The organism is Knoellia sp. AC549, assembly GCF_979258975.1.
The window spans coordinates 1,400,592-1,426,819 of record NZ_OZ409890.1 but is presented as its reverse complement, the minus strand read 5'-3'; the positions used below and the strand labels follow the sequence as shown (position 1 = coordinate 1,426,819).

At 69.2% G+C, this 26,228-nt stretch carries 17 protein-coding genes, 3 pseudogenes and 1 riboswitch; of the genes and pseudogenes, 10 read left to right on the top strand and 10 right to left on the bottom strand.

Translation table 11 applies throughout. The features are described from left to right. Window positions 1–24: 24 nt before the first annotated feature. Genes ACZZ98_RS06850 through ACZZ98_RS06840 form a run of 3 tightly spaced genes read right to left on the bottom strand, consistent with a single transcriptional unit; the run spans window position 25 to window position 3,259 of the window. Window positions 25–1,452: an ABC transporter substrate-binding protein gene (locus ACZZ98_RS06850; RefSeq protein ID WP_463515530.1), complete on the bottom strand. Its 1,428-nt coding sequence runs from the start codon at window positions 1,450–1,452 to the stop codon at window positions 25–27. Between the two features lie 20 nt (window positions 1,453–1,472). Beyond that, window positions 1,473–2,351 carry a carbohydrate ABC transporter permease gene (locus ACZZ98_RS06845; protein WP_463515529.1) on the bottom strand — a complete coding sequence of 293 codons (879 nt, stop codon included), beginning with the start codon at window positions 2,349–2,351 and terminating at the stop codon, window positions 1,473–1,475. Next, complete coding sequence (locus ACZZ98_RS06840; protein WP_463515528.1) at window positions 2,348–3,259, bottom strand: carbohydrate ABC transporter permease; 912 nt, start codon at window positions 3,257–3,259, stop codon at window positions 2,348–2,350. The genes ACZZ98_RS06845 and ACZZ98_RS06840 overlap by 4 nt, the downstream gene beginning before the upstream one ends. A gap of 221 nt (window positions 3,260–3,480) precedes the next feature. Between ACZZ98_RS06840 and ACZZ98_RS06835 the strand changes: the two genes are divergently transcribed. From ACZZ98_RS06835 to ACZZ98_RS06820, 4 genes and pseudogenes are all read left to right on the top strand, one after another. After that, on the top strand, window positions 3,481–4,611 hold the full coding sequence (locus tag ACZZ98_RS06835) for an ABC transporter ATP-binding protein (RefSeq protein WP_463515527.1): 1,131 nt from the start codon (window positions 3,481–3,483) through the stop codon (window positions 4,609–4,611). Next, window positions 4,608–5,259: pseudogene (locus tag ACZZ98_RS06830) on the top strand (ABC transporter permease). Before ACZZ98_RS06835 ends, ACZZ98_RS06830 begins: the two are co-directional and overlap by 4 nt. Then, window positions 5,229–5,990 (top strand): ABC transporter permease, encoded by a 762-nt coding sequence (locus tag ACZZ98_RS06825; RefSeq protein WP_463515526.1) that lies wholly within the window; start codon window positions 5,229–5,231, stop codon window positions 5,988–5,990. The pseudogene ACZZ98_RS06830 and the gene ACZZ98_RS06825 overlap by 31 nt, the downstream one beginning before the upstream one ends. Window positions 5,991–6,169: 179 nt before the next feature. Continuing rightward, window positions 6,170–7,084 carry an ABC transporter substrate-binding protein gene (locus ACZZ98_RS06820; RefSeq protein ID WP_463515525.1) on the top strand — a complete coding sequence of 305 codons (915 nt, stop codon included), beginning with the start codon at window positions 6,170–6,172 and terminating at the stop codon, window positions 7,082–7,084. Window positions 7,085–7,276: 192 nt separating this feature from the next. On the opposite strand, the gene thiD is transcribed toward ACZZ98_RS06820, so the two are convergent. Then, window positions 7,277–8,077: a bifunctional hydroxymethylpyrimidine kinase/phosphomethylpyrimidine kinase gene (thiD, locus tag ACZZ98_RS06815; RefSeq protein WP_463515524.1), complete on the bottom strand. Its 801-nt coding sequence runs from the start codon at window positions 8,075–8,077 to the stop codon at window positions 7,277–7,279. Between the two features lie 113 nt (window positions 8,078–8,190). After that, a riboswitch (TPP riboswitch) is annotated at window positions 8,191–8,298 on the top strand. An 86-nt stretch (window positions 8,299–8,384) separates the two neighbouring features. Here thiD and thiC point away from each other — a divergent pair. Genes thiC through ACZZ98_RS06795 form a run of 4 tightly spaced genes read left to right on the top strand, consistent with a single transcriptional unit; the run spans window position 8,385 to window position 12,994 of the window. Continuing rightward, window positions 8,385–10,067 carry a phosphomethylpyrimidine synthase ThiC gene (gene thiC / locus ACZZ98_RS06810; protein ID WP_463517737.1) on the top strand — a complete coding sequence of 561 codons (1,683 nt, stop codon included), beginning with the start codon at window positions 8,385–8,387 and terminating at the stop codon, window positions 10,065–10,067. Further along, entirely contained in the window at window positions 10,064–11,446 is a 1,383-nt protein-coding gene (locus tag ACZZ98_RS06805) for an MFS transporter (RefSeq protein ID WP_463515523.1), read from the top strand. The genes thiC and ACZZ98_RS06805 overlap by 4 nt, the downstream gene beginning before the upstream one ends. Next, window positions 11,433–12,254, top strand: coding sequence for a hydroxyethylthiazole kinase (gene thiM / locus ACZZ98_RS06800; RefSeq protein WP_463515522.1), 822 nt, complete (start codon window positions 11,433–11,435; stop codon window positions 12,252–12,254). The genes ACZZ98_RS06805 and thiM overlap by 14 nt, the downstream gene beginning before the upstream one ends. Beyond that, complete coding sequence (locus ACZZ98_RS06795; protein WP_463515521.1) at window positions 12,251–12,994, top strand: thiamine phosphate synthase; 744 nt, start codon at window positions 12,251–12,253, stop codon at window positions 12,992–12,994. Before thiM ends, ACZZ98_RS06795 begins: the two co-directional genes overlap by 4 nt. Before the next feature lie 126 nt (window positions 12,995–13,120). Here ACZZ98_RS06795 and ACZZ98_RS06790 read toward each other — a convergent pair whose 3' ends face one another. The 5 genes and pseudogenes from ACZZ98_RS06790 to ACZZ98_RS06770 all read right to left on the bottom strand — a co-directional run bounded on the left by ACZZ98_RS06790 (window position 13,121) and on the right by ACZZ98_RS06770 (window position 21,890). Then, window positions 13,121–14,578: an HNH endonuclease signature motif containing protein gene (locus ACZZ98_RS06790; RefSeq protein ID WP_463515520.1), complete on the bottom strand. Its 1,458-nt coding sequence runs from the start codon at window positions 14,576–14,578 to the stop codon at window positions 13,121–13,123. Window positions 14,579–14,793: 215 nt separating this feature from the next. Next, window positions 14,794–18,469, bottom strand: a pseudogene (locus ACZZ98_RS06785) ((Fe-S)-binding protein). 1,039 nt (window positions 18,470–19,508) lie between these two features. Next, complete coding sequence (locus ACZZ98_RS06780; RefSeq protein WP_463515519.1) at window positions 19,509–19,850, bottom strand: DUF7586 domain-containing protein; 342 nt, start codon at window positions 19,848–19,850, stop codon at window positions 19,509–19,511. Between the two features lie 73 nt (window positions 19,851–19,923). Continuing rightward, a pseudogene (locus tag ACZZ98_RS06775) lies at window positions 19,924–20,817 on the bottom strand (serine hydrolase domain-containing protein); the annotation flags it as partial. 86 nt (window positions 20,818–20,903) lie between these two features. After that, window positions 20,904–21,890: a TIGR03557 family F420-dependent LLM class oxidoreductase gene (locus ACZZ98_RS06770; RefSeq protein ID WP_463515518.1), complete on the bottom strand. Its 987-nt coding sequence runs from the start codon at window positions 21,888–21,890 to the stop codon at window positions 20,904–20,906. Window positions 21,891–22,099: 209 nt separating this feature from the next. Here ACZZ98_RS06770 and cysK point away from each other — a divergent pair, with 209 nt between their 5' ends. Together cysK and cysE are read left to right on the top strand one after the other, a co-directional pair. Further along, the gene (gene cysK, locus ACZZ98_RS06765; RefSeq protein WP_463515517.1) at window positions 22,100–23,173 is read left to right on the top strand and encodes a cysteine synthase A; all 1,074 of its coding nucleotides are present in this window, start codon (window positions 22,100–22,102) and stop codon (window positions 23,171–23,173) included. Next, window positions 23,056–23,664: a serine O-acetyltransferase gene (gene cysE, locus ACZZ98_RS06760; RefSeq protein WP_463515516.1), complete on the top strand. Its 609-nt coding sequence runs from the start codon at window positions 23,056–23,058 to the stop codon at window positions 23,662–23,664. The genes cysK and cysE overlap by 118 nt, the downstream gene beginning before the upstream one ends. On the opposite strand, the gene ACZZ98_RS06755 is transcribed toward cysE, so the two are convergent. Next, on the bottom strand, window positions 23,657–26,065 hold the full coding sequence (locus ACZZ98_RS06755; protein ID WP_463515515.1) for a CHAT domain-containing protein: 2,409 nt from the start codon (window positions 26,063–26,065) through the stop codon (window positions 23,657–23,659). The genes cysE and ACZZ98_RS06755 overlap by 8 nt on opposite strands. Between the last annotated feature and the right edge of the window lie 163 nt (window positions 26,066–26,228).

Below are 26,228 nucleotides of genomic sequence, written 5' to 3'. Positions count from 1 at the left end.
GTCGCCGTTCGCGCCTGGTCGGGGTTATTCGACCGAGCTGTTGTACTGGCTGATCTGGGCGGTGAGGGACTCGGCCGCCTTGGTCATGGCCTCCTGCGCGTCGGTGCCGTTGAGGGCGGCCTCGAGGCCGTCCTCGGAGGCCTTGCGGGCCTGCGGCATGACACCGAGGAGGCAGCCCTGGGTGGCCTTGCTCAGCTTCGTGCTGTCGAGCTGCTTGACGGCGACGTCGAAGAGCGGGTTGGCCTTGCGGTAGGCGACGTCGGCCGGCTCGTCGAGCGCGCCCTTGCTGATCGGGAAGTAGCCCGTGCCGATGTGCCACTGGGCCTGGCTCTTGGGGTCGGCGAGGAACTTCACGAAGCGCCAGGCGGCTTCCTTGTTGACGTCCTCGTGGGCTTCGCCGTTGATCCAGAGCGAGGCGCCGCCGATGATCGGGCCACCCTCGGTGCCCGCCTTGATGTGCGGGTAGTTGGCGGCGCCGAGCTCCCAGCCGCCCTCCTTGGCTGCCTTGCTGTAGCCGCCGAGCTGACCGGTGGACTCGAGCGTGATGGCGAGCTGGCCGGACTTGAAGGCCGCCTGGGCCGCCTTCGTGTCGCGCCCGGTGTTGGCGGCGAGACCGTCCTTGACCATGGTCTGCCACCACTTGACGACCTCGACGGCCTCCGGCTGGTCGAACAGCACCTTGGTGGCCTTGCCGTCGCGGCCGTTGCCCTGGTCGCAGTACTCCTTGCCGTCGGTGGCGATGAACTGCTCGAGGAGCCAGCCGTAGATCGCGGCGCCGAAGCCGTAGTCGGCCGGACCGCCACCCTTCTTGGACAGCTTCTCGGCGGCGGTGCGGATCGCGGCGAGGTCCTGTGGCGGGTTCTCGGGGTCGAGGCCGGCCTTCTTGAAGAGCGACTTGTTGTAGTACAGGACCGGCATCGAGGTGTTGAACGGCATCGAGTTCAGCTTGTCGTCGATGCTGTAGTAGCCGGTGATGTTGGGCTGCAGGTCCGAGACGTCGAGCTTGTCGCGGTCGATGAAGGCCTGCATCGGGATCGTCTGCTTCGCGTCGATCATGAAGCGGCTGCCGATGTCATAGATCTGGATGACGTCCGGCGTCGACTTGCTCTGGATGGCCGCCTTGTACTTCGTGATCGCGTCGTCGTACTTGCCGGCGTAGGTCGACTTGACCTCGATCTTGCCCTTGTTGGCCGTGTTGAAGTCGGCCACGAGCTTGTCGAGCGCCTCGGCGTTGGTGCCGTCCATGGCGTGCCAGAACGCGACGGTCGTCACGCCGCTGGCCTTGTCGAGGACGTCGGCCGCGGGGGCTCCTCCGCTGCCCCCGTCACCTCCGCCGCCGCCGTCATCGCCCGAGCCGCCGCCGCAGGCGGCGAGGAACAGGGACGCGGACACCAGGGCCGCTGGGACGGCATACCGGATCCTGTGGCGCGAGCCACCTGGGGTTGTTTTCATTTCGTGCACTCCTTTGCGCATCACTTGACGGCACCCGTGGTGAGACCGCGGACGATGAAGCGCTGCCCGAAGATGACGAGCAGCAGGGTCGGGAAGAGGGCGAGCATGACACCGGCCAGGACCATGCCGGGGGAGTCGGAGTCAGAGCTCTGCAGCTGGCTGATCCCGATCTGGATCGTCTGGTGCTTCGGGTCCTCGGTGGCGAGCAGCGGCCAGAAGTACATGTTCCAGGCCGACAGTGCCGACCAGATGCCCAGCGCCGCGAGGCTGGGACGGCTGAGCGGCAACAGGATCGAGAAGAGGAACCGGAAGTGCCCGGCCCCGTCGACCCGCGCCGCGTCCCGCAGCTCCATCGGGAACGACAAGAAGGACTGGCGCAGCAGGAACGTCCCGAAGCCGGTCGCGAGGAACGGCAGCGTCAGACCGGCGATGGTGTCCTTGAGTCCCCACTGCGAGATGAGCAGGTAGTTCGGGATGATGATCGACTCGAAGGGGATCATCATCGTGGACAGGAAGACCGCGAACCAGAACCCGCGCCACCTGAGGTTGAGGAAGACGAACGCGTAGGCCGCCAGGGCGCTCGTGACCATCTGGCCGAGCGTGATGCCCAAGGTCTGCAGGAGGCTCGTGAGGTACTGGTTGCCCAGCGGGATGATGTCGAGCGCGTTGGAGTAGTTCTCGGGGTGGACGCCGTTCTTGGGCCACAGCGCGGGCGGGAAGCTGTTGGTGTCGCGCTCACCCATGAACGAGCCGACGAGCCCGTAGTAGACCGGGAAGAGCACGACGAGGAACATCACGCCGAGGATGAGGTAGGTGCCGATGTTGCTCGGCTTGCGGGAGCTGCGCGTGGGCTTGGACGGGGTCGTCGCCTTCGCCTTCACCGGGGTCTCGACACTCATCGGTAGAACACCCGCCTCTCGAGGACGCCGAACTGCAGGGCCGTGATGATGAGCACGATGACGAGAAGCACCATGGCCTGGGCGGAGGCGTATCCGTAGTTGCTGTTGTTGTTGGCGAACGCCTGCTCGTAGATCGAGTAGACGAGAGTGGTCGTTCGGTTCTCCGGGCCACCGACCGTGAGGATCTTGATCTGCCCGAAGCTCTGCAGCGAGTGGATGGTGCCCACGACGACGAGGAAGAACAGCTGCGGGGTGAGCAGCGGCATGACGATGCTGCGCTGCAGCCGCAGTCCCGAGGCGCCGTCGAGGCGGGCGGCCTCCATGACGTCCTCCGGCAGGGCGCCCAGGCCCGCCGACAGGACGAGCAGGTTGTAGCCGATCTGCATCCACACGGTCGCGCCCGACACCGACCACAGGGCGAGGTCGGGGTTGGTCAGCCACTGCACCTTGTCGATGCCGAACGTGCTGAGGATGCCGTTGAGCACACCCGAGGCCGGGTTGAAGAGCACACCGAAGATCACCGAGGCCGTCGCCACGGAGAACGCGAACGGCAGCGCGAAGGCGGTGCGGAAGAACTTCACGCCGCGGATGCGCGACTGCAGCAGCAGGGCGATGAGCAGGGCGATGGCGATGCTCGGGATGACCGTGAGGATGGTGAAGGCGAAGGTCACCCACAGCACCTGGAGGAAGTCCGGGTCGCTGAAGAGGCGGGTGTAGTTGACGAAGCCGACGAAGCCGCTCGGGTTGCCGAGGATGTCGGTGCCCTGCACCGACAGCAGGATCGACTTGACCAGCGGCCAGAAGATGAAGACCCCGAAGACGACGAGCGCGGGCAGCAGGTAGCCGACCGCGATCCATCGCTCGCGGCGCCCCTGCGCACCGACGGTGCTGGTGACGGGTGTGGTCATCGATCGCCACCCGGTGGGCGGTGGGCAGTGGGCGTCACGTCGTGTCCTCGTCGTTGTGGGCAGTCGGCGTCATGCTAGGCCCCGCCTGTTCACTTTCTGTCCATCTGGGGTGCTTCAGCGGGTGGTTTTCTCCATCCGCAATCATCAGGGCGCTGAACTGCTCGTATGCCGTCCGCTCCGGTTACGTTTGACCCTGACATCCGCTTGGCGAGGGGCTCAGCATGATCCGGTTCGACGGTGTGACCAAGCAGTATCCCGACGGCACCGTGGCGGTGGACGACCTCAGCCTCACGGCGCCGACCGGCAAGATCACGGTCCTGGTGGGGCCGTCAGGGTGTGGCAAGACGACGTCCCTGCGCATGGTCAACCGGATGATCGAACCCACTCGCGGGACGATCAGCCTCGACGGTCAGGACACCTCGAGGATGAACGAGGCGCAGATGCGCCGCGGCATCGGCTACGTCATCCAGCACGCCGGGCTCTTCCCGCACCGGACCGTCCTCGACAACGTCGGCACCGTCCCGCGCCTGCTCGGCTGGGACAAGAAGGAGACGCTGGAGCGCTCGCGCGACCTGCTGTCGCGCGTCGGGTTGGCGCCGGAGCTCGCGGACCGCTACCCGTCGCAGCTCTCCGGCGGGCAGCAGCAGCGCGTCGGCGTGGCCCGGGCGCTCGCGGCCGACCCGCCCGTCATGCTCATGGACGAGCCGTTCAGCGCGGTCGACCCTGTCGTGCGCGACCAGCTGCAGGACGTCTTCCTCGACCTCCAGTCCGAGCTCGGCAAGACGATCGTCTTCGTCACCCACGACATCGACGAGGCGATCAAGCTCGGTGACCAGGTTGCGGTGCTGCGCGTCGGCGGCACGCTGGCCCAGATCTCCGACCCGGCGTTCCTGCTGGCGCACCCCGTCGACGACTTCGTCGCGGACTTCGTCGGGCGCGACCGGGGCTACCGTTCGCTCCAGTTCCAGCCCGCACCCAAGCTGCCGCTGGCTGCCGAGCGCACGTTGGTTGTCGGGGAGTCGACAGACGGTGTGACCGGCGAGTGGGTGCTCGTCGTCGACGAAGAGCGTCGACCGCTGGGCTGGGTCGAGCCGCAGCGGGTCTCGGGTGAGGTGACCTCGGAGGCGCTGCACCGCGGCGGGACCGTGGCGCGGGCCTCGGGTTCGCTGCGTGGTGCGCTGGACGCGGCCCTCTCGTCGCCGTCCCGCCGCGGCGTGATCGTCGACGACTCCGGCTCCCTCGTGGGCACGGTGCGCGCGCACGAGGTGCTGTCGCTCATCGAGTCGGCCGACCGGCCGGACGTCGACCAGGCGGGCCAGTTCGTCGAGTCGGGCAGGGAGAGCTCTGCATGACCTGGGTCAACGACCACTGGGGCGAGATCTTCACGCTGGCGCGCAGCCACGTGTGGCTCGCGGGGGTGCCGCTGGTCCTCGGGCTGCTCATCGCGCTGCCGCTCGGGTGGGCGGCGCGGCGCTGGTCTCGGCTCTATCCGGTCCTCATCTCGGTCTCGGGGCTGCTCTACACGATCCCCAGCCTGGCGCTCTTCGTCCTCATGCCGATCATCGTTCCCGGCACCAAGATCCTTGATCCGATCAACATCGTCATCGCCATGACGGTCTACACCGTCGCCCTGCTCGTGCGCACGGTCGCCGACGGCCTCGGGTCGGTGCCGGACCCCGTGCTCCAGGCGGCCCGGGCGATGGGCTACCGCGGCTTCCGGCGGTTCTTCGGTGTCGAGCTTCCCGCTCGCCGTGCCGGTCATCGCGGCCGGGTTGCGGGTCGCAGCGGTGAGCAACGTCAGCATCGTCTCGGTCGCCTCCCTCATCGGCGTCCCCCAGCTCGGCAACCTGCTCACCGACGGCTACAGCCGCTTCATCACCGCCGAGATCGCCGCCGGCATCGTCGCCTGCGTCGTGCTCGCCCTCGTCTTCGACGGACTGATCCTCGTGGGTCAGCGCCTGCTCACGCCATGGACGCGTGCCCAGGGAGGTCGGGCATGATCGCCAGCATCTTCGAGTGGCTCACCTCGTCGGCGACGTGGTCGGGCGACACCGGGCTGGGAGCCCGAATCATCGAGCACCTCTGGTACAGCCTGCTCGCTGTCGTCATCGCCGCTGTCATCGCGGTCCCTCTGGGGTTGTGGGTCGGTCACACCGGCCGGGCCAGGTGGCTCGTGACGTTGGCCAACTCGCTGCGCGCCGTCCCGACCCTGGGGCTGCTCTTCGCGGTGGCCCTGTGGCTGAGCCCGAAGTTCCAGTCCGACCTCGCGTTCCTCATCCCGAGCCTCGTCGTCCTCGTCGTCCTGGTCGTCCCGCCGATCCTGTCCGGCGTGTATGCCGGTGTCGAGGCTGTCGATCCTGCGACTCGGGACGCTGCCCGCGGGATGGGGATGCGCGGCATGGAAGTGGTGCGACAGGTCGAGATCCCCAACGCCATGCCGTTGATCCTCTCGGGCCTGCGCTCGGCGTTCCTCCAGGTCATCGCCACGGCGACCGTTGCGGCATACGTGGGCCTGGGCGGGCTGGGCCGCTATCTCATCGACGGGCTCGCCAACGGGGACTACGTCTCCACCGCGGGTGGCGCTCTCGTCGTGTCGGTGCTCGCGCTCATCGTCGACGGGATCCTTGCGCTCGTGCAGCGCGGGGTCGTGTCCCCCGGACTCACCGGACGTCGGGTGGCACGTCGTCGTGGGATCGGTGCGCTGCTGGACCGATCGTTCGTCGCGCGATGAACGCCAAGCTGCACCTGGGGGCAGGAATGTCGGTGGCCCATGGTGGAGTTGATCCTGATGCGGCCTGACCTCCGGCGATGTCGCCTGTGTGAGCGGCCACCCGTTTCTCCCGTTCCCACAGCCCAGCTCGTCACTGCTCCGCCCGAACGCACGACCGATCGCTATCGAAGGACTTCCTCATGAAGCGCATGACCTCCGTACTCGCTCTCACCACTGCTGCGATCCTCGGCCTGTCTGCCTGTGGCGGCGGCGGCGACCCGCTGGCCTCCGACACCCCGGCGCCCAGCGGCTCGACCGGGGGCGGCGCAGTCGTCATCGGCTCCGCCGACTTCCCCGAGTCCGAGCTGCTCGCCGAGATCTACGCCGGCGCGCTCAAGGCCAAGGGCGTCGACGCCACGACCAAGCCGCGGATCGGCTCGCGCGAGATCTACCTCAAGGCGCTGGAGGACGGCTCGATCCAGGCGATCCCCGAGTACACCGGCGCCCTCGGCTTCTTCTACGACAAGAACTTCAAGGAGACCGACCCCGACAAGGTCTACGCGGCGGTGGAAGGGCTCCTTCCGGCAGGCTTCGCGATGCTCGAGAAGTCGGCTGCCGAGGACAACGACTCGATCGTCGTCACCAAGGAGACTGCGGACTCGAAGTCGCTCAAGACCCTGGACGACCTCAAGGCGGCTGCCGCGGACATGTCGCTCGGCGCCCCGCCGGAGTTCCAGAAGCGGCCCCAGGGAATCCCGGGCCTCAAGAGCACCTACGGGGTGACCTTCGGGTCGTTCCGGCCGCTCACCGGTCAGGGCCTCGTCCAGGCGCTCAAGAACGGCCAGGTCGACGCTGCCAACATCTTCACGACCGACCCGTCGATCGCCGAGAACGGCTTCGTGTCGCTCGAGGACACCAAGAAGCTCTTCGGTTCGCAGAACATCGTCCCCCTCGTGGCGAAGGACAAGTCCGAGCAGCTCGCTCCGGCCCTCAACGCGGTCTCGAAGGCCCTCACGACCGAGGTCATCTCCGGGCTGCTCAAGCAGACGGTCACGGACAAGAAGGACGCCAAGGACGTGGCCGCCGAGTTCCTCAAGTCCAACAACCTCGGCTGATCGCCCTGTCGTTGGCCGATTCCGACATAGTGCTGTGCACGCTCAGTTGCTCCTTCGTCGCAAACGCATGCACGGCACAATGCCGATTCCGCAATAGTGCTGCGCACGCTCAGTTGCTCCTTCGTCGCAAACGCGCGCACGGCACTATTCCGGAATCGCCGGACGCCCCGAGCTGTCCGGGTCGTTCCTCGTTCAGCGGTACTGCCAGGCGTGGTTGAGGGGGCCGGGGCCCTGGCCGATGTCGAGGTCGTCGGCGTGCTGGATGGCGCCGGTGACGTAGGTCTTGGCTGCACGCACTGCTGAGAGCCAGTCATCGTGCCGGGGTCGCAGGGCGGCGATCGCCGAGCTCAGGGTGCAGCCCGTGCCGTGGGTGTTGCGGGTGGCGATGCGTGCGGCCGAGAGGTCGACGACCTCCCCGGTCTCGGAGTCGCTCCACGCATCGACCGAGCGCGGGCCGGGAAAGTGACCGCCCTTGAGCAGCACCCGGACGGCTCCGAGACCGTGCAGCAGCTTGGTCTGGTCGCGCAGGGCGTCGAGGTCCTCGGCCTCGTCGACGCCGAGGAGGGCCGCGGCCTCGGGGATGTTGGGGGTGATGACGTCGACATGGGGGATGAGTGCTCGCAAGGCCGAGACGGCGTCGTCGGCGAGCAGTCGTGAACCTGCGGTCGAGACCATGACGGGGTCGAGGACCTTCGGCACGCCGCGGAGCGCCGGGTGGCTGCGCACCACGTCGGACACGGCCGTGACGACCTCGGCGTCGGCGAGCATCCCGATCTTCACGGCGTCGATCCTGACGTCGGCCAGGAGAGTCCCGAGCTGCTCCGCGACGAAGGCCGCGGGCACGGGGTGGACACCCGTCACGCCGGTGGTCGACTGCGCCGTCAGAGCCGTGATGACGCACGTGCCGTAGGCGCCCTGGGCGGCGAACGTCTTGAGGTCGGCCTGGATGCCAGCGCCTCCGGAGGGGTCACTTCCAGCGATCGAGAGAACCACGTTCTGTGGTGAATCGCCCTGTCTCGCAACGGCATACGCATCCTTTGTCGTGCTCGTGCACTCAGGCCTGGCAGAGGTCGGCATGACGCCAACCCAACCATGGCGCTACGGTGGTCACACCCCACGGGGGCCCGAGCACGGGCTGAGATCGGACTGTTGCTGTCCGGACCGTCTGAACCTGTCCGGATCATGCCGGCGAAGGAAGAGGAGCCGCCCAGTGCGTACCCATGTCCCGTCCCGTCCCTCATCGCAGTCCCCGACCGAGGTCCACCCGAAGCACCGGGCGAGCGTCCTCGTCGACGGTGACATCACCGTCCCGGTCACGGCCATCGGCCTGGACCCCAGTCCCGACGGCAGCCCGAACGGGGACGTCCTCGTCTATCGGACCGCCGGACCGGGCGCTGATCCCGAGGTCGGGCTGGACCCGCAGCGCACGGACTGGATCACCGCCCGGGGCGACGTCGAGACGTATGCCGGTCGAGGCCGTGACCTCGCCGATGACGGACGGTCGGCGATGCGTCGCGGTGAGGCCAGCCAGAAGTGGCGCGGTGCCTCTCGCCCGCCGTTGCGGTCCGTCGAGGGCGCCACCGTGACGCAGCTGCACTACGCCCGACGGGGTGAGATCACGCCGGAGATGCGCTTCGTGGCCCTTCGTGAGGGCTGCAGCGTCGGCCTCGTGCGTGACGAGGTGGCCGCAGGGCGCGCCATCATCCCGGCGAACGTCAACCACCCCGAGTCCGAGCCGATGATCATCGGTCGCGCGTTCCTCACGAAGATCAACGCCAACATCGGCAACTCGGCCGTGACGTCGTCCATCGCCGAGGAGGTCGACAAGCTCAGCTGGGCGACACGCTGGGGCGCCGACACGGTCATGGACCTGTCGACCGGTGACGACATCCACACCACACGCGAGTGGCTCATCCGCAACAGCCCGGTGCCGATCGGGACCGTGCCCATCTACCAGGCGCTCGAGAAGGTGGACGGCGACGCAGCCTCCCTCACGTGGGAAGTGTTCCGGGACACCGTCATCGAGCAGTGTGAGCAGGGCGTCGACTACATGACGATCCACGCCGGCGTGCGCCTCGCGTTCGTCCCGCTCACCGCCAACCGCGTCACCGGGATCGTCTCGCGCGGTGGCTCGATCATGGCCGGCTGGTGCCTGGCCCACCACCAGGAGTCGTTCCTCTACACCCACTTCGACGAGCTGTGCGAGATCTTTGCGCGCTACGACGTGGCGTTCAGCCTCGGCGACGGCTTGCGTCCCGGATCCATCGCGGACGCCAACGACGAGGCGCAGCTGGCGGAGCTGCGGACGCTGGGCGAGCTGACGAAGCGCGCCTGGGAGTTCGACGTGCAGGTCATGGTCGAGGGCCCCGGCCACGTGCCGCTGCACCTCGTGCGTGAGAACGTCGAGCTCGAGCAGGACTGGTGCCACGGGGCGCCGTTCTACACGCTCGGGCCGCTCGTCACCGACATCGCTCCGGGCTATGACCACATCACCTCGGCCATCGGCGCGGCGACGATCGCGCAGTACGGCACGGCGATGCTCTGCTACGTCACGCCCAAGGAGCACTTGGGGCTGCCCAACCGCGACGACGTCAAGACCGGTGTCATCACCTACAAGATCGCGGCTCACGCCGCTGACCTTGCCAAGGGACACCCGGGGGCGCGGCTGCGCGACGACGCGCTGAGCAAGGCACGGTTCGAGTTCCGTTGGCACGACCAGTTCGCGCTCTCGCTCGACCCCGAGACGGCGATGGCGTTCCACGACGAGACCCTCCCGGCCGAGCCGGCGAAGACCGCGCACTTCTGCTCGATGTGCGGCCCCAAGTTCTGCTCGATGCGGATCAGCCAGGACATTCGTGATGCCTACGGGTCAGCGGCCGAACAGCGAGCGGTCGTCGAGCAGGGGATGGCGGAGAAGTCCCGCCAGTTCGTCGAGCTGGGGTCCAGTGTCTACCTGGACGAGAGCGCCGGGGTGGCCCGGTGAGCACACCGGCGACGACGCTCCCTCCCGAGGGGCGGGCTGCGGTGCGGGCCGGAGTCATCGGCAACTACGTCGACCAGCTCAACATCTTCCTCCCCGTCGTCGCGCTCGCACCGGCACTGGCAACGCTGGCTGGACCCCACGCCGGCGTGACCGGCGGGGCCCTCGTCATCGTCGCCACCCTGCTCGGGCGTCCCGTCGGCTCGATGGTCTTCGGTCGCATCTCCGACCGGCTGGGCCGCACGGCCACGACGAAGATCGCCATCGCCGGCACGTCGGCCACCAGCTTTGCGATCGCCGCGGTCCCCGGTCACGCGTCCATCGGAGTCTGGGCGATCACCGTCATCATCGCGCTGCGGTTCGTCGCGGGCGCCTTCCTCGCTGGTGAGTACACCTCGGCCATCCCCCTGGCCATGGAGTGGTCGAGGCCTCGTCGCCGCGGCCTCTTCTCAGGGCTGATCATGTCGATGGCGCCAGCCGCGCAGGCGACCATCGCCTTCGCCACGGCTGGGCTCATCGCGGTGCTAGGACTGCCGGCCTACGGCGCATGGGGGTGGAGGCTCACCTTCGTGGTCGGTGGGGCGGCAAGCCTGGCACTCCTCGCGTACTACTCGTCACGGGTGGCCGACGCCCCCGGGGCTGTGCGCGAACGCGAGGTCGCCAAGGTGACCGAGCCGTCCGGGTCTCGTGGCCTGCGAGGCGTGCTCAGCGGTGCGTATGCCGGCGCGTTCTGGCAGATGTTCGGCCTCATGACCGGGCTGTGGCTCATGACCAACATGGTCGTCATCGTGCTCGCCGGGCGGCTCGCCCGGGACCTGGGACTCGATGGCGGCCGCGTCGGCGTCGTGATGGGTGTCGCGGCGGTCTGCCAAGCCGGCGTGATGGCAGGAACCGGTCACCTTTCGAGCCTGTGGGGTCGGCGTCGCTTCTTCGTGCTGTGGGGACTGAGCGCCGCTGTGCTCGGCCCGCTCCTCTGGCTCGGCACCATCACGAACGCGGTCATCCCGGTCATCGTCGGAGTCGCCCTGCTCCAGCTGCTCACCGTGTGCGGCTACGGGCCGGTCGGCGCCTACCTGTGCGAACGCTTCCCGGCGCACGTCCGCTCGACGGGCTACGGAACGGCATACTCGCTGTCCATCGTCGGTCCGGCGCTCTGGCCGTTCTGGTTGCCACAGGCGGAGAGAGCTCTCGGTCACGACGGGGCCGTGCTCGCCGTCCTCGTCACCGGCGGCCTGCTCGTCGCCGGGTGTGGAGCCCTGGGCCCGCGGCTCTCGACTGCCGACCTCGACCGGGACGTCGAGTCCGTGGCGCGGCAGCCTCGGCTGTTGGCGGGTGCCGTGGAACCCGTCCCTCGACGTGCCATGGCGGATGCGCGTGACTGACGGGCTGAGGGCGGAGGTGGCGCGTGCTCTGACGGGTGTTCGCGAGCAGGCGCCCCTCGTCCTCGGCATCACCGGCACGGCCACGCAGGCCCTTGTCGCCGACGGGCTGCTCGCGGCTGGGGCGCGGCCGATGCTCACCGCGACGCTCGGCGAGTCCCCGACACTGGTCACCCATGCTGACGCCCTGCTCGTCAACCTCGGGTCCTTGAACAGTGATGCACGCGAGGCTGCGCTGCCGACGGCGGGTGCCGCGACGGCATACGCCACGCCGTGGGTCCTCGATCCCGTCGCCATCGGCGGGGCTCCGGTCAGGACACCACTCGCTCGCGAGCTCCTCGCGCTGGGCCCAACCGCGGTGCGCTGCAACGCTTCCGAAGTCCTGACGCTGGGGAGTGACCCGGGTGATGGTCATGCCGTGCGTGGCGCGGACAGCACGGTCGGCCCGGACCTGGCGGTCGGGACTGCCCGTGAGCTGGCCTCGGCGCATGGGTGCGTCGTCGCGGTCTCGGGCCGGGTGGACGCCGTGACCGACGTCGAGCGCACCGTGCGGGTGGCGAGCGGCCATCCGTGGCTCACACAGGTGAGTGGCACAGGCTGCCTGCTCGGTGCCCTGACCGCGGCACATCTCGCCACCGAGGTCAGTCGACTGGGGGCGGTCGTCGCGGCGACGGCCCTGCTCACCGTCGCGGCTGAGCGGGCGGCCACCGGGGCGAGCGGCCCAGGGACGTTCCGGGCGGCCCTCCTCGACGCCCTGGACGCGGTGAGCCCCGACGAGGTTGCCACGACGGTCAGGCTGGCGTGGGCGTGAAGTCGGGACTGCGGGCACAGCAGGTGGACTGGCGGCTCCACGTCGTGACATCGGGCAGCGGGACGGAGACTGTCGCGGCAGCCGTCGCGGCGGCACGGGCAGGCGCCGGCGTCGTGCAGGTCCGGGCCAAGGAGCTGTCGGCCGCCGACCTGCTCGAGCTCGTATGCCGTGTGGCCGACGGTGTTGCGGCCGCTGCCGTTCCCACGCGGGTCATCGTCAACGACCGGGTGGACGTTGCTCAGGCTGCACGGCGCCATGGTGCACGCGTCCATGGTGTGCACCTGGGCCAGAGTGACCTTCCAGTCGGGGAGGCGCGTGCAGCTCTCGGTCAGGATGCTCTCATCGGGCTCACGGCAGGTACTCCGGACTTCGTCGTTGAGGCCGAGAGGCGACGTGGCCCCGGGCGGCCGGACTACCTCGGCGCCGGCCCGTTCCGACCGACGCCCACGAAGGACGTCGGTCGTCCGCCGATCGGCTTGGCGGGTTATCCCGTGCTCGTCGGTCTGACCTCGCTGCCTGTCATCGCCATCGGTGACGTGCAGCCGGGTGACGTGGGCGAGCTCGCTGACACGGGAGTGGCGGGGGTGGCGGTCGTGCGCGCGATCATGACTGCGACTGACCCGGGCGTTGTTGCCTCCACGTGCATCTCTGCGTGGAACGCCACGCGAGCCGCTGAGCTGGACCGCGGACGGACGCCGGCTACGGCTCCACATCCCCCGCGCCGACCTCCCCGCTCGTAGCCCGGCTCGCTGGTCACCCCGACCGCTCGTGCCCGGCCGTCCCCGACGAACAGCTGGTGGCCATCACGGAGGAGTCGACGTGCCGGCGACCCCGTTGCCTTGGGGGCTTCGGGGTGTGGGGCGGGGTCATGGTCGGTGCCAGAGGTCGGGGTCGCCGGAGGCTCGGCGGAGTTCTTGGGTGTCGTGGGACGGGTGGGCGGTGTGGTCGTGCGGCGGCTGGGCGGTGTGTTCCGACGGTCCGCTTCGTCCGGGGCTGGAGTCTCGATTGCTTCGTCCGAGGCCGGAGTCGAGTCGTTCGAGGGCGTGGTCGTAGGAGCCGCGGGTGCGGTCCCACACGACGTGGGTGCGTCCGTGAGGGTCGGGTTCGATCCAGCCGTGGTAGCGCTGGGTGTGGACGGTGGTGTGGTGGCGCCCGCAGAGCAGGGCGGCGTTGTCGAGGTTGGTGGGGCCGCCGTCGGCCCAGTGGATGAGGTGGTGGGCGTCGGTCCAGGAGGCGGGGGCGTCGCAGCCGGGGTAGGTGCAGTGTCGGTCGCGTAGCCAGAGCCGTTTGATCTGGGCTGGGGTGAAGAGCCGTTGCGCGCGTGCGAGGTCGACGGCTTCACCGCAGGAGTTGAGGACGGTGGGGATGATGGTGGCGTCGCACGCCCATCTGCGGACGGTGTCGGGGGTGGCGAGCTCTCCGGTGGTCAGCCCGCCGAGCAGGGATCCGGCTCCGGCGCGTTGTTGGAGGTCGTCGAGGGTGATCTGGACGAAGATCTGCGTCTTGGTGGAGGACCAGGTGCTGTTGCCGGCTTTCTGGGCCAGGCCGATGACGGCGAGAAGGGCGTGGGCTCGGCGTTGGTCGTGGGGGCGCAGGTCGGGTTCGGCGGGTCCGTGTTCGTCGGCGGGGGTGGGGGTGGGCGCGGATCCGGGTCCGATCGCGGCTTCGAGGGCGGCGCGTCCTTCGCGGGTGATCCGCAGGACGTACTCGAACAGTCCGGGGGCGATCTGTCTGCCCAAGGTGAGGGACTCGCCCTTCTTGGCGCGGGTCTCGATGTCGTCGAACTCACCGTCGAGGCCGTGGCGGGCGAGGAGCTCTTCGCGTAGGCGGCGGACGGTGCGGGTGTCGTGGCGTTCCGCCAGGGTGGTGTAGGCGTGCCAGACGGTGTCGACGGCGTCGGGGTGCAGGTGCGGTGTGAGCAGTCGCATCTCGGTGAGGATCACTGCCGCGGTCGCGATGCTGACCCGGCCGGTGGTCACGGCTTCGCGCAGGATCGTTTGGCGGGGGTCGCGGCAGGCTTGCGCAACCGTGGCGACGCGGCCGGCGCCGGTCACGGCATACCGGCGGTGGTGCTGGGCCACCCATTCGCGGTCGGTGACGGGTGGGTTCGAGGCGGCGGGTTCACCTCGCTCGAGGGCGTCGATGGTGATCGCGGCCTCGGCGCCCTCGACCACGACAGAGAGCTCACCCAGCACCTCCAAACCCTGACCGAGCTGCGCACCGGTGGCTTGCCACAGCACGGCCGGTAACGCGGCCGCGGCTTCCTGGGCAGCGCGCAGCCGGTCCACGCAGTCCGCGTAGGTCAGCTCCGGTGCCGTGCTCATACCAGGAACGCTACGGACCAGCACTGACAGTCAGTCCTGCGCCGACCGGCGTGCACTGCAACGGTATTCGCCAGGCTGCATACTCGCCGTCTCGTCAGTCACAACAGTCCCGGGTGTTGCGCTTCACCCCGAAAAGGCCCGGCCAGAAATGGATAGAAATTCATTGGACGCCACCGACTTATGCGGCGGTGGCGCCCCAGGTGGACCGCGCCTGTTCAGTCCCAGGGGTCAGGGGCGTTGAGCAGGTCGTCCGCGTTCGAAGGCTTGGTCGGGTTTGATGACTCCCGCGACGCCGGTTTCTCATCGGCTGTCGTGGTGACTGCGTCGGCCTCAGGTTCGGTGGCGTCCTCCGCGGCCACTCCAGTCTTGTCGTCCGCCTCGCTCGCGTGCTCGGGAGCAGCCTCTGCGTCGGTGGTGACCGTGGACTCCGCCGACGGCTCGTCGCCCGTGTGAGCGGCTTCCGTGGCGGCGTTGGTCGTGACCGAGGAACGCTCGGACAAGGTGTCCGCGTCGTCCCACGGGTCGGGGGCCGAGAGGAGGTCGTCAGCCGCAGCGGGCGCGATCGACTCGATTGACGCAGACGTCGCGTCGTCATCCGAAGCCTCCGGCGCAGCGTCAGGTGCGTTCCGCCCCGCATCCTCGTCAGGCGTCGCCTTCTCGGGGGCCGGAGCTTCGACGGGCGTCCTCGTGTCCTCGGCTGCCGGTGCGGCCGGGGTGGCGGGCTCGTCCCAGGGGTCGACGTCGTCAGTGGCTGCGGAGGCGGCGGGTGCCTCAGCCCCTGCCGTCGGTTCGGTTGCGGGCGCCTGGGTCGAGGCGTCGGTGGCTGCCGCTGTGACCTCGGCTGCCGGTGCGGCCGGGGTGGCGGGCTCGTCCCAGGGGTCGACGTCGTCAGTGGCCGCCGAGGTGGCAGGCGACTCGACTGGCGTAGCCGGCTCTCCCTGGGGTGCGTCAGCCTCGACAGGGGCCGTGTCGGTCTCTGCGGCTGGTGCTGCCGTAGTCGCAGTGGCGGGCTCGTCCCAGGGGTCGATGTCGTCCGTCGCAGTCGCAGCGGTTGCTGCCTGCTCGGCAGTGCCCACGGGCGCCGGATCCGAAGTGGCTGTGGGAGCCGTGGCACCGGCGGCCCCCGCCGGCTCATCCCACGGGTCGACATCATCCGTCGAGACTGCGGCGGCGGCCTCGAGCTTCTCGGGCGTGGGCTCACCCTCGGAGGCAGCAGCCTTGTCGGTAACGCTGTCCGGCTCGTCCCAGGGGTCGGCCTCGGCGGCGGATGCTGAGGGTGCCGGGGCTGCGGCGGCGGGTGTCGCTGGTTCGTCCCAGGGGTCGGCCTCGGCGGCGGGTGCCGAAAGTGCCGGAGCTTCCGCTGCGGTCGTGTCGGTGACCGTGGCGGGCTCGTCCCAAGGGTCTGCCTGAGCGGCGGACGCCGAAGTGTCCGCAGCCGTCGCCTCGCCCGTGCCAGCCGTGCCAGTCGCAGCAGCGCCACCCGCACCAGCTGCAGCACCAGCCGAGGCAGCACCGGCAGTCGGAGCGGAAGCCGGCTGACCGGCATACCCAGCAGATTCGGAGGCGACGGCAGCGGCAGCCTCCTCGTCCACGGAACCTGAGTCCGAGTCCTCCTGGCCACGTCGGACCGCCGCCAAGAGCATCTGCGCCACGTCGACGACCTCGACGTCCTCGCCAACGCCCTCGGACTGCTTGGCCGTCAGTCCGTCAGAGATCATGACGCGGCAGAACGGGCAGCCGATGGCGATCCGCTCGGCACCGGTGGCCAAGGCCTCCTCGGTGCGGTTCATGTTGATCCGACCGCCGAGCTTCTCCTCCATCCACATGCGCGCACCACCGGCGCCACAGCAGAACGACTTCTCCTTGGTGCGCTCCATCTCGCGCAGCTCGACACCCGGGAGGGCACCCAACAGCTCGCGCGGCGGGGCGTAGACGTTGTTGTGACGACCGAGGTAGCAGGGGTCGTGATAGGTCACGGTGGCAGCTGTCGAGGCGGCGTTCTTGGCCGAAGACATCCCGGGAACGTCGGCGGGACGGGCCACAGGGACGAGCTTCTTGTCGCGCACGAGGCGGTTGAGCAGCTGCGTGTGGTGGACGACCTCGAACGTGCCGCCGAGGTCGGGGTACTCGTTCTTGATCGTGTTGAAGCAGTGGGCGCAGGTGACGACGATCTTCTGGACGCCCATCTCGCCGAAGGTCTCGATGTTCTGCTGGGCGAGCATCGAGAAGAGGATCTCGTTGCCGGCGCGGCGGGCGGAGTCACCGGTGCACGTCTCGCCGTCACCGAGGACGGCGAACGAGACACCCGCGGTGTCGAGCAGCTCTGCGACGGCGCGCGTCGTCTTCTTCGCGCGGTCCTCGTAGGCACCGGCGCACCCGACCCAGAAGAGGTAGTCGACCTCAGAAGCGCTCTCGACATCCTTGCCGAGGATCTTCACCGGGAACGGCAGGTCCTTGGCCCAGTCGAGCCGGGCGCGCGACCCCATGCCCCACGGGTTGCCCTTGGACTCGAGGTTCTTGAAGAGGCCACCGAGCTCGGACGGGAAGGCCGACTCGATGAGCGTCTGGTAGCGGCGCATGTCGACGATGTGGTCGACGTGCTCGATGTCGACGGGGCACTGCTCGACGCAGGCGCCACACGTGGTGCACGACCACAGCACGTCCTGGTCGATGACGGCGTCTGGACCATGAGGGTTGTATGCCGCGAGCGGGTTGCGGATGTCGTAGCCGGTCTCACCGATGAGAGGGGAGCTCCGCGAGTGCCGTCGTGGCCGAGGGGAGTGACGCGCGGGCCTCCTCCGAGGCGAGCAGCCACGGCGACTTGGCGTTGGCGTGGTCGCGCAGCGCCATGACGAGCAGCTTGGGGGAGAGCGGCTTCTCGGTGTTCCAGGCCGGGCACTGCGACTGGCAGCGACCGCACTCGGTGCAGGTGGAGAAGTCGAGCAGGCCCTTCCAGGTGAAGTCCTCGACCTTGCCGACGCCGAGGACAGGTTCGGGGGCATCCTCGTCCTCGTTCTCCGAGGCGGCTTCCATCGCCTCCATGGAGAACGGCTGGCCGTCACCCATCGTCATCGGCTTGAGGTTGCCCAGGGCGGTGGCGCCGGACGACTCGCGCTTGAACCAGATGTTGGGGAACGCGAGGAACCGGTGCCACGCGACGCCCATCGTCGGGGTGAGCGAGATGGTGATCATCCACGCGAACGAGATGATGATCTTGATCGTCGCGACGATGACGATGGCCGTCTCGAGCCCCTCGAGCGAGAGGCCCGAGAAGATGCCGGCGAGCCAACCCGTGAGCGGGAAGTGCAGGGCGAGGCCCTCGGCCGGGTTCTCGTTCCGGATGAGGGCGGCCTCGAGGACGCGCAGGGTCAGGATGCAGAGCGTGACGCCGAGGATCGTGAACTCGACGTAGTAGGCGTGCCACCAGTTGGAGCCGAAGAAGCGCGAACGCCGGCCCCTGTCCCCAGCGGCAGAGCGCGGGTGCTGACGCTGACGGATCACGACGAGCGCGATGATCCCAAGAAGGCCACCCCACGCGAAGAGCTCGGTCATCCACTCGAACGGCGGGAAGTGCCCGATGACCGGGAGCACCCATGACGGGTCGATGAGCTGTCCGAAGGCGTTGATGAGGGTGCCGATCAGCAGCATGAACGACAGCGCGGTGAACCAGTGGGCCACGGCCACGACGGGCAGTCGCGCCATGCGCGTGTGGCCGAGGAACTCCTTTGCCAGAGTCCACGAGCGCGCCAGCGGTGCGTCGCTGCGACGCGGATCCGCCTGTCCGACACGGTAGAGCGCGACGAAGCGCCCGATCTGGCGGAAGAGCAGGGCCCACCCGACGAGCATCAGCGGGAAGCAGATGGCGGAGGCGACGATCTGGAGCGCGGACATGCCCGCGAGTCTATCGACGGCTAAGCGCGCGCATAGTGCCCAGTGACCGCTCTCGCACCGGTTGTGTCAGGACTCACCCGAGAGCCGTTGGCCTCAGGAAATCGCAGCGTATGCCGTGTCATATGAGACTGCTTCACGGCAGTCCAGGTTCTCGCCGTCCGCCTGAGTTTCTGCGTCTCGTTCGACGATCGTCAGCGAGACATCGTCAGCGAGACATCATTCGGGTGTCCAGTCCACCCCGATGAGGCTGGAACGAGCAGCGGACGCCACGCTGCGGAGAAGGCGGCCTAGACCATCTCAGAACCTGCTCGAAGGTCCATCGGCTCCAACGGGGCCAGTAGCAGCCGCGCCTCTTCCGCCTCGGGCCCGTCGCCGTCCTGAGCGAGTCGCGCGAGAAGCGCTCGCGCGTCCCTCAACTTCTTCTTCGCCCGCGCGAGGTACAACAAACGCTGCCGACCTGTCATTGGCTTCATGCCCAAGTTCCCCGTCCCCGTCCGTGCTCCCTCGACGGTACGGGGCAGTAGTCGTTCCCATGGCTCAACCGGAAGGTTGCCGAGAAACCGCCCATTCGGGCCCCCGAGGCCTGGCACCCAACGGCGAGAAGGACTACATCACGCCGGCCACCGCAAGTCGGGCAAGTCCTCGACGGCACGGGTTCTGGTCCAGGAGCTGCGCGGCACCGGCCAGCCGGTCCTCGTCAACGGACCCCATCTGAGACCTCTACGAAGGGGTGATCCTGCGACGATGGAGTCCATGGATGAGGATCCGCCCCCCGGGACGGAAACCCGCATCTCAACCTCGAGGACATTGAGTTTGAGCCCGACGAGACCCCTCAGAAGACGCTCGATGCGGTTGTCGAGCTCAGTGAGCGGTTGTCCGAGATGGTGCAGGTAGCTGCAGAGCATCGTGACGTTGCTGCGGCGCAGGCCAAGCAGTCCGCCCAGGACACAGCGAAGGCGCGATCTCTGATCTGGTGGGCCCGGCCTGTGCCACCACCTCGTCCGCTGGTCCTGCGTGGGACCGCCGACTTCCAGCGCCGTCACGGCTGCGCGAGCCACTCGCCGAAGGCATAGGGCTCGCGGGTGAACAGGTAGGTCGCCCAGTTGAGCCGCGTCACCTGCCCCTGCTCGTCACGACGCAGGCGAAGCAGCTCTCCGCGCTCGCGCCCGGAGGTCGTGCGCCAGGTGTCGTCGACGACGTGCTCGAACAGGGAGGGTGGGGCATCCGGCGTGGCCTCGGCGCGGACCTCGAGCCGGCCCTCCCGCACGGTGAAGACGAAGGCGCGCCCCTCGGAGTACCAGCGCCCCAGCAACGGTGAGAGCTCCTCCGGGACAAGGGTTCCCGGCCGCCACGCGGCAGGTGGCGCAGGCTCGTGCTCCACGGCATACGAACCGAGCTGTGCGGCAAAGCTTGCCGGGGGCGGTGGCGTGCGTCGCGTTGGTCAGGACCAGGCCGGCAGTGCCCGAGTCGCGGTGGACCATCATGCCGGTGATGAAGCCCGGGAAGCCCCCCGTGTGACCCACCCAGGTGCGGCCCTGCTCCCGCAGCAGCATCAGCCCGAGACCGTGAGTGTGGGTCCAGCCCTCGAGGTCGACGACGACCTGGGGCTGGCACATCTCCTCGAGCGTGTCCGGGTGGAGCACCTCCGGGGTCGGTTCGGCGAGGAAGCCGCCCCAGCGAGCCAGGTCCGCGAGGGTCGAGGCCATGCCACCGGCCGGCGCGGCTGCCAGCAGGTCAAGCGCCGGCTCCTCGACGGGGACGTCGGTGAACGGCGGCACGAAGTAGCCGGTCGCGTGCGGCCGGCTCAGGCCCAACGTCGTGCGGGTCATGCCCAGCGGGTCGAGGATGCGGCGCTGGATGCTCGCGAACCAGTCGCCGCCGTCGAGCCGGGTGATGATTTCTCCGAGGATCGCGAAGCCGAGGTTGCTGTAGTGGAAGCGGTCGTGCGGGCGACCGACGCGTGCGGCCTCGTCCCAGCCGGACACGAGGGCGTCACGCTCGGGGAAGGCGAGCGTGTCCCAGATGTCGCCGACCGGCTCGCGCTGCATGCCCGTGGTGTGCGCGAGCAGCTGCCTCACGGTCACCCCGCCGTGTGCCGAACCGCTCAGGAGGGTGTCGACGGTGTCGTCGAGGGTGAGCCGACCCTCGTCGCGCAACGCCATGACGACCACGGCGACGAAGGTCTTGGTGATCGATGCGATGGCGAACTGGGTGTCGGTGTCCGGGGCGTCATCGGGCCGATCGACTGTCGCACAACCGATCCCGGTCCACCAGTCCAGGCTGCCCTGGCGTGCCACCCCCGCCACCAGCCCCGGGATGCGGTCCGCGACCTGCTTGTCGAGAGCCATCCGGTGGAGGGCGTCGGTGGTCTGGGTCGAGAAGGCGGGAGGCATGCCCCGAACGCTAGCGGTCCGTTCCAGGGCGAGCAGAGGCTTCAGGCGCGCAGTCGCTCGAGGAGCGGCGCGGCGGCCTCGGCCAGGAAGCTGTCCTGCGTCTCGCCGCCGACCTGGACGATCGCGACGTCCGTGAACCCGGCCTCGTCGAACTTGCCCACGGCCTCGGCGATGGCGTCGAGGTCGGGACCGCAGGGGATCGACGCGGCGACGTCCTCGGGCCGCACGAACTGCGACGCTCCCGCGAAGCCGGCCGTCGTCGGCAGGTCGGCGTTGACGGCCCAACCGCCGCCGAACCAACGGAACTGGTCGTGGGCGCGCTCGACGGCGGCGTCCTTGTCGGGGTCCCACGAGATCGGGATCTGGCCGATCGCCCGAGCCGCCTGCGCCCCGCTGCCACCGATCCGTGGCGCACCCTCGACGGCATTCCACGTGGCGACGATCTCGGGGTCGGGCTCGACGGCGACGAGGTGGTCGGCGAGCGGGGCGAACCGGCCGATCGACTCCTCGCCGCTCACGGCCACGGCCAGGGGCACGCCACCCTCGGGAAGGTCCCAGATGCGGGCCGACTCCACCCGGAAGTGCTCGCCGTGGTGGTCGACGAGCTCGCCGGTGTGCAGTGCACGGATGACCTCGATCGCCTCGTGGAACAGGTCCTGGCGAGTCGCGTAGGCAGGCCAGCGCTGCCCGACGACGTGCTCGTTGAGGTTCTCGCCGCTGCCGAGGCCGAGGGTGAACCGGCCGTCGGCGAGCAGCTGCACCGTCGCCGCCTTCTGCGCGACGACGGCCGGGTGGTAGCGGATGGACGGGCAGGTCACGTAGGTCATGAGGTCGACCCGCTCCGTGGCGTGGGCGACCGCACCGAGCACGCTCCATGCATAGGGGGAGTGGCCCTGGGCGCTCAGCCACGGTGAGTAGTGGTCGCTCATCACCTCGAAGTCGAAGCCGACCTCCTCGGCTGCCACGGCATACCTCACCAGGTCCTTGGGTCCGCTCTGCTCGGTCATGAGCGTGTATCCGATACGCATGTCTCTCCTCGGCAACGGGTCGTGGGGCGGGGCTCTCGGCTCCTACCGACGCTAGGGTCTGCGCCGCCCCGGGACCACCCCACTTGGGGTGAGTGGACGTCAGACGTGGGTTCGGCCGACTGGTTGTGCCAATGGATAACTGAATGTTTGAATAGACATAAGTGCGGCCCGGACCGGGCGGCGTCCACCCCGAACGACACGGAGAAGTCATGCCCATCCTCGACGACGTCACCCAGGCTGTCGGCAACACCCCGCTCGTGCGGATCAACCGGATCATCGAGGCCGCCGAGGGCACGACCGTCGCGGCGAAGCTCGAGTTCTACAGCCCCGCCAGCTCGGTCAAGGACCGCATCGGTGTGGCCATCGTCGACGCGGCCGAGGCGTCGGGCGAGCTGCCTGCCGGCGGCACGATCGTCGAGGCCACGTCGGGCAACACCGGCATCGCCCTGGCGATGGTCGGCTCGGCCCGGGGCTACAAGGTCGTCCTCGCGATGCCCGAGTCGATGTCCAAGGAGCGCCGCGCGCTCCTGCGCGCCTATGGCGCCGAGCTCATCCTCACCGACCCGGCCCTGGGCATGAAGGGCGCCGTCGCCAAGGCCGAGGAGATCGTGGCCGAGCGCGAGGGGGCCGTCCTCGCCCGCCAGTTCGCCAACGAGGCCAACCCGGCGATCCACCGCAAGACGACGGCCGAGGAGATCTGGCGCGACACCGACGGCAAGATCGACATCCTCATCGCCGGCATCGGCACCGGCGGCACCATCACCGGCGTCGGACAGGTGCTCAAGGAGCGCAAGCCCGAGGTCACGATCATCGCGGTCGAGCCCGAGGAGTCCGCGATCCTCAACGGCGGCGCTCCCGGCCCGCACAAGATCCAGGGCATCGGCGCCAACTTCGTGCCCGAGATCCTCGACACCGACATCTACGACGAGGTCATCGACATCAACGCGGCGACGTCGGTCGAGTGGGCTCGCAAGGCCGCCACTCAGGAGGGCCTGCTCGTCGGCATCTCCTCCGGCGCCGCCCTCGCCGCCGCCAACCAGGTCGCGACCCGCCCCGAGAACGCCGGCAAGACGATCGTCGTCATCATCCCGAGCTTCGGTGAACGCTATCTCTCGACCATCCTCTTCGAGGGACTCGTTGACTGCAGCTTCCGCGACTTTCGAGTATGCCGTTCGCTCGCCTGCGGTCCCGCGTCCGGCGGGCCGCCGCGAGCGTTCGCGAGGACGTCGACTCGGCGGTCGCCCGCGACCCGGCGGCCGCCTCGCGCACGGACCTCGTGCTGAACTCCCCCGGGCTGCACGCCATCTGGTCATACCGGCTGGCCCACAAGCTGTGGAAGCGTGAGCACCTCAAGCCGGTGGCGCGCACCCTCTCGACGGTGACCCGGGCGGTCACGGGCGTCGAGATCCACCCCGGCGCCACGATCGGCAGACGCTTCTTCATCGACCACGGGATGGGCGTGGTCATCGGCGAGACGGCAGAGGTCGGCGACGACGTGATGCTCTATCACGGGGTGACGCTGGGTGGTCGTTCCCTGGCCAAGGTCAAGCGACACCCCACCGTCGGCAGTCGCGTGACGATCGGTGCCGGCGCTCGCATCCTCGGCCCCATCGACGTCGGCGACGACGTGCAGATCGGCGCCAACTCGGTTGTTGTCAAGGACATCCCGGATGGCGCGATCGCCACGGGCATCCCCGCCACGGTGCGATATCCGGGACACCCCGGCGAGGACCCCTACGAGGCGCTCTTCGGCGAGCCGGCCCTCTTCATCTGACACGCGTGCGTTTCTCACCCAATTCCCCCGAAATCCCCGCACCCGATCGGGAGGATTCGGGGGAATTGGGTGAGATCGCCACGGACCAGGTGTTGCCGTAGACGCAGAACGCCTCTGCCCCGGGCACGACCGCCGAGGTCTGCTGCAGGGCCGAAGCCACGTCCGTGCCCGATGCCAACCGCTGGTGCAGGTCAGCCATCGACCCTGCCGCGACATCGTCGTGCACGGGGTTGGTGGCGGCGACGACGCTCTGCACCCCCAGACTGAGCAGGGCCGCGGCGAGTCCTAGGGGCTCGTCGCCCACCCGCCCGCGGCTGCGCCCGACATCGCAGGCCGACAGGATGACGAGCTCCGCTGCGAGTGGGGCCGACAGCTCGTGCGCGAAGACCGGCCCGTCCGCCATGTCGAGGCTCGAGAAGAGCGGGCTCTGGTCGACGTGGTGCCCGTGGGCCGCAAGGTGCACGACAGACGCGGAGGCGAGCGCAGTGCGTACGTCTCCACTTTCGGCATACCCGCTCGTCGTGGTCGGCCTGGGCGATCCGGTATGCCGTTCCCACACCTTCTCGACGGCCTGCCCCTCCTCCTGTGCCCGGGGAAGCCCCGGGCCGGCCAGCGCGACGACGGACGGTCGGTGGGTCGCGACCGTGGCCCTGCGCAGCCAAGAAGTCACGGACGGGGCAGCGACGACGGGATGGTCGGCGAGCGAAGGCATGGCCCTCCACGGAAGAGAGGCAAGAGCCACGGTCGGCACGACGACGACCGTCCCTGACGGCTCGAGCCCACCGAGCAGCATCGCGTCGACGTCGTTCAGCGACCGAGCGCGAGCCTGCGCCAGGAAGGCGACCATGGAGGGTCGCGCCACCGAGGCGGCGCGACCGTCAGCCGTCGTCCGAGCCGCGGCGACGGAGATGCCCTGCAGAGAGCCCAGAACGCTCTGACGGATCCCCGACTTGTCGAGGACCAGTCGCACCACCGTCCCCCGGATCTCGTGGAACGCCACGATCGTGGCGGCGCGCTCGGAGGCAGCCGCCAGCGCCAGGGCTGCGGTTGCTGGTCGGAGCTCGTCGTTGACCCGGTCACCGCGAACACTTCGTAGACGGGCGGTGATCGCCCCCTGGAGCTGGGCCACCTCCGCCTGGGGACTGGTTCTCCCGTCACCTCTCGCGAGGTGGCGCACCCTGCGAAGTCGCGTGACGAGCTCGGCTGTCTCGGGGTCCTCGGGCGGTCGCAGTGGGGTCGTTCGGTGCGAGGCGGCACGCCACCGCTCGACACTCTCGAAGAGCTCCTCGGGTGATCCCGTGTCCGTGGCCAGTCCGACGTCGGCGTCCCGGATCCGGGCCGCGTGGAAGGCGAGACCTGCGCGGACCTCGAGGCTGTGGACATGGCCCTGGTCGTGTGCGAGTCGCGCCGCTGCCGTCCGCAGGATCTCGGTCGCGCGAGCGCCGTCGCCCTCCGCGGCGGCGAGCCGTGAGGCCAACAGGTGCTCGTGGAGAAGGACACCGAGGGCCAACGGCCGGTCGTTGTCGAGACGGGCGAGCTCCACGTGGGCCGTGTCGAGGTCGTGTCGGGCCAGGGCCACCTCGACCTTGATGCGTGTCGCCAGGCGCTCGGTCGGAAGCACGGGTGTCGAGGTATCCCACCTGGAGGCGACCTGGGCGGCCCGGGCCAGGCGCCGTCCGACGCCGAGGTCGACGGCGGCACCGAAGAGCTCGACCTCCTCGGCCCGGCTCGTGGCCCGCAGTGTCCGAAAGGTCCGGGCCGCTCGTCCGGCCCGGACCCGTGCCTCGGCAGGGTCGCCGCGGAGCAGCGCTGCGCGGGCGAGGTCGAGCTGGATCTCGCCTCGTTCGACGGGTTGCTGGTCGTGGCGTGCGGCGTCCAGACCGCGGTTGAGCACCTCCTCGGCCTCGTCGACGAGCCCGGCATCCAGCAGCACCTTGCCGTGGTCAAGGTGTCCGCGGGCGTTCGTCATGCCGACATCCATCGCGGCGGCTTCACCAATGAGACGCAGCGCGCCGGGAATGTCGCCGGCGAGGTAGGCGAGGCAGCCGAGGTTGTGCCGAGCCTTGAACTCCTCGGCGCGCAGGGAGTGAGCCACTGCCAGCTCCAGGGCCGCCTCGAGATCTCTCTGACCGACGTCGAGGTGGTGCAGGGACATGTGGGCCAGCCCCCGGTTGATCAGGGCCGCGCACCGCTCGGGCGGGACGAGCTCAGCGAGGTGAGGCTCGACGTGTGCGAGCTCGGAGAGCGCTTCACGCCAGTTCGACGACATGACGTTGATCGCGCCGGCCTGGAGGTGAGCCTGGGCCCCCAGCAGCGGTGGAGCCTTGCCCGCGACCATCACGTGGACCTCGTCGAGAACCCGCAACCCGGCGTCGGGCCCGTCGATGCCAAAACGGGCCACTGCTCGGGTGATGTGGATCCGGGCGCGCAGGCGGAGCAGCTCGGCAGGGTCCAGCCTCGCCGATCCTGGTCCGTCCAGTACCGCCAGCGCCTTCTTCAGGGCAGCGTCTGCCCGCCGGTAGTGACCGGCCGTGTTCTCCGACCGGCCCCGGGCGTGAAGCTCG

What these genes read in the sequence shown, in the direction of transcription:
- ACZZ98_RS06825 (WP_463515526.1), top strand. Translation starts at nt 5,229, where the DNA reads ATGGACGCGTGCCCAGGGAGGTCGGGCATGATCGCCAGCATCTTCGAG.
- cysK (WP_463515517.1), top strand. Translation starts at nt 22,100, where the DNA reads ATGCCCATCCTCGACGACGTCACCCAGGCTGTCGGCAACACCCCGCTC.
- ACZZ98_RS06820 (WP_463515525.1), top strand. Translation starts at nt 6,170, where the DNA reads ATGAAGCGCATGACCTCCGTACTCGCTCTCACCACTGCTGCGATCCTC.
- ACZZ98_RS06770 (WP_463515518.1), bottom strand. Translation starts at nt 21,890, where the DNA reads ATGCGTATCGGATACACGCTCATGACCGAGCAGAGCGGACCCAAGGAC.
- ACZZ98_RS06845 (WP_463515529.1), bottom strand. Translation starts at nt 2,351, where the DNA reads ATGAGTGTCGAGACCCCGGTGAAGGCGAAGGCGACGACCCCGTCCAAG.
- ACZZ98_RS06790 (WP_463515520.1), bottom strand. Translation starts at nt 14,578, where the DNA reads ATGAGCACGGCACCGGAGCTGACCTACGCGGACTGCGTGGACCGGCTG.
- ACZZ98_RS06850 (WP_463515530.1), bottom strand. Translation starts at nt 1,452, where the DNA reads ATGAAAACAACCCCAGGTGGCTCGCGCCACAGGATCCGGTATGCCGTC.
- ACZZ98_RS06840 (WP_463515528.1), bottom strand. Translation starts at nt 3,259, where the DNA reads ATGACCACACCCGTCACCAGCACCGTCGGTGCGCAGGGGCGCCGCGAG.
- cysE (WP_463515516.1), top strand. Translation starts at nt 23,056, where the DNA reads ATGCCGTTCGCTCGCCTGCGGTCCCGCGTCCGGCGGGCCGCCGCGAGC.
- thiM (WP_463515522.1), top strand. Translation starts at nt 11,433, where the DNA reads ATGCGCGTGACTGACGGGCTGAGGGCGGAGGTGGCGCGTGCTCTGACG.
- ACZZ98_RS06835 (WP_463515527.1), top strand. Translation starts at nt 3,481, where the DNA reads ATGATCCGGTTCGACGGTGTGACCAAGCAGTATCCCGACGGCACCGTG.